The sequence below is a fragment of the Paraburkholderia sp. BR13444 genome, from assembly GCF_040948755.1.
Classification (GTDB): Bacteria; Pseudomonadota; Gammaproteobacteria; order Burkholderiales; family Burkholderiaceae; genus Paraburkholderia; species Paraburkholderia youngii.
Window position 1 is genome coordinate 1 of the sequence record NZ_JBFPKM010000036.1, and the last position, 3247, is coordinate 3247.

The following is a 3247-nucleotide window of genomic DNA, read 5'->3' on the forward strand; positions in this document are numbered from 1 at the left end:
CGGAATTCCGGGCGTCCCGGTCCACTCCGCGGTTTCCTCCCCCGAGGCTTGTTCGCCGCCTGCCCGCACGCGTCGCCGCGCGCTCACAGTGATCAGAATCAGGGCAGGCAGCGAACAACCCTTGACGAGAGCACCAGTTCGCTGAAGGTCCCGTAAAGCGGTCGTCGAATCGTCGACGGCCGCTTTCGGCCGGCATCCGTGAATGAGTACAGTCGGCCAACAAGCGTCCTTCGCCTTGACCGTCAGACGGACGTTCAGACGTCGGCTCCGCACTCAAACGGTCACTGGCCTTCGGTTGGTTGTTGTCGGAATAGTAAGCGTGTGATAACTCGCGCCGCACTACGAACGGGCATGAAAGTTCCACGCGAAGGCGCAAAACGCTGAGATATTGACGTGCCCCAGCGATGCTAAAGGCTATTCTTCAGACGCAGCGACTCACGCGTTTCCGGCCGGCTCTGCGGGTCGTCGGCAGCCATTCCGCACACACGCCGGAAAGGGGGCTGTATGTCACATCCAGGACTACTTCGGCCCGCGCGACGCGCACTGCGTCGACAGCAATCGCGCGGATACGTCTGGCTCGCCGTCGGCGTTTCGCTGACTGGACTGTCCCTGACACCCGTGGTGTTCGCGGCGGGTGTGCTTCCACATGGCGGCACCTACGTCGCCGGCGCGGGCACGATAGCCAGCCAGGGGAATGGTCTCTTGATCACGCAACCGGGTTCGACGCGCGGCGTGATTGACTGGAACAGTTTCTCGATCGGCAGGCACAACAGCGTGACGTTCGACAACGGTTCCGGCGCGACCCTGAACCGGGTGACGGGTGGCACACCTTCGGCCATTCTCGGCAGCCTCAGTGCGACGGGAAGCCTCTATGTGATCAATCCGCAGGGCATCGTCGTGGGGTCATCGGGCGTAATCACAACGGGCGGACGTTTCGTCGCGTCGACGCTGGACATCTGCAACGACGCATTCATGCGCGGCAGCAGCACGCTCACGCTGTCGGGCAACTCGAACGCAGCTGTGATCAATCTCGGCAGGATCAGTTCGAGCGGCGGCGATGTGTTGCTGATTGCGCGAGACGCCGTCATTAACGCGGGAACCCTGGCAGCGCCCAACGGCACGGCGGAACTGGCCGCAGGCGGGCAGGTGCTGCTGCAGGACTCCGCGAGCAGCCGGCAGGTGTTCGTGCAGACGGGCAGTCAGGGCACGGTCGTCAACAAGGGGAAGATAACGGCCGCGCAGGTCAGCCTGCAGGCCGTCGACGGCAACGTGTACGCGCTCGCAGGCGGCGGCACGCGCATTCGCGCAACCGGCACGGCCAGCCGCGACGGGCACGTCTGGCTCGTCGCCGACAGCGGTGGTGTGGAGCAGCTCGGCAAGATCGCCGCAAGCAACGCGGACGGCAGCGGCGGAACCGTCGATACACAAGCGGCACAACTGACGTTCGGCAGGCACGCGGTGGTCGATGCAGGCCAATGGAATCTCTCGACGCCCACTTTCATCATCGATGATGTCGCAGCGCATGCGCTGCAGCGCAGCCTGAACGCGGGCACCTCGGTGGATGTCGAGACGACGGGCGCCAACGGGGCGACGGGCGACCTGGGCGTCGCGGCGAGCATGCGCTGGTCCGGTCCGGCTTCGCTCACGCTCGCCGCGTACCACGACGTCTCGGTAGCGACGGCTACGACCATCGCGAACTCCGGTGCGGGCAACCTGACGTTGCGCGCGGACGCGTCGGGAATTGACAACGGCGGCAGCGTCATCAACACCGGCACGATTGACTGGTCGCGCAGCACGGGCATCGTGAGTGCATTGCATGACATAACCGGTGGATCCTTACCCGGAAACATCCTCTCAAACAGCACATGGTCTGCCGCTCCAGACAGTGGTCTGGTGACGCAAGTTACCGTCTATGCGCTGGTGAATACCGTCTCTCAGCTGGGCGCAGTTGGACTCAACCCTTCGGGCAACTACGCGCTCGGCAGGGACATCGACGCGACGCCTCCGCCCGGTGAATTCAGTCCGACCGTGGCTTCGTTCTCGGGCCAGTTTGATGGCATGGGACACACGATTTCGAATCTTTGGTTATCTGAATCGCTTTTCGGGGAGATCGGGTACTCGGGCGTCGTTCGGAACCTCAACATTCAGGGCACTGCCAACTTGCCCAAGTCTGACGCCTGGGCGGGCTTTCTCGCAGACAGGAACGACGGCACGATCGCATCCGTGCATTCAAGCGGCAGTGTTACTTCAATCGGCCGTCTTTCAACTGGGGGACTTGTGGGCTTGAACTTCGACGGCACGATCACGCGTTCGTCAAGCACCGCCGACGTTTCATCTGATTCCGCGACGGGAGGCCTGGTCGGAACCAACAGCTTCGGCGTAATCCGGCAATCGTTTGCATCGGGCGATGTCACCTCGACCCATCTTCAGGGAGCGGGCGGTCTGGTCGGCTACAATTTTGGCGTTATCACAGAGTCCTATGCGACTGGAACAGTTCATGTGCAGCCGCAATGTGACACCGTCAATGCGTGCGGGGGTGGGTTAGTTGGCGGGACTTCAGGCACGATCAGTCAGTCGTTCGCAACCGGCAAGATTGACCAGCCATCCGGACCTGCGGGGGGGCCGGGCGGCATCGCGGATTACAACGCAAATTACATCGCGTCTTCCCCGGGGACCATCACCAACGATGTCTACTGGGATACGCAAACGACAGGCGCGCCAGTCGGAGTCCGCACCACGATCCTGGGCGCGAACCTGGGTAACGCTCAAGGCTTGACTAATCTGCAGATGAGCACGCCATCCAGCTTTGGTCCTACATACGACTTCAGCCCAGGCGGCGTTTGGGCGATGCCCGCGGGAGCGACGCATCCGATATTGCAGTGGCAACTGGCACAATGAGACCGCCCGTTATCCACGATCGTCAGTGAACAGTCATCCTGTCGCATTGTGGTGGCAATGGGTCAACCACCAGCCGCCGCAATGACTGTTGATTGGTGACGGACCGAAGACGAGTTCATTGAAGGTGCGGTTGGCCGTTTTACTCTGATACCTGCTGTTGGACCGCGAAGACCCGACTGTCGGCAATGGGGTCGAGCGGAGACGGACGGGTCGGACTGGGTTCGGTAGAGTCGAGTTGTGGCGCGGTAGCATTAGGTTCGGTTTGTCTGTTTCCGCCCCTTTCGTCTGGCGGTGCCCGAGTACCCTGGCCTTAACCCCGGTTCCACAACCCGCTCATCGAACCGGACGT

General features: G+C 62.3%; 1 protein-coding gene. It reads left to right on the forward strand.

Features of this window, described 5'->3' with window-relative positions; translation table 11 throughout:
- Positions 1–504: 504 nt before the first annotated feature.
- Entirely contained in the window at positions 505–2898 is a 2394-nt protein-coding gene (locus AB3X95_RS38790; RefSeq protein ID WP_368623995.1) for a filamentous hemagglutinin N-terminal domain-containing protein, read from the forward strand.
- Positions 2899–3247: the final 349 nt, after the last annotated feature.

Excerpts from the sequence above, each read along its gene's own strand:
- AB3X95_RS38790 (WP_368623995.1), top strand. The coding sequence starts at position 505 with ATGTCACATCCAGGACTACTTCGGCCCGCGCGACGCGCACTGCGTCGA.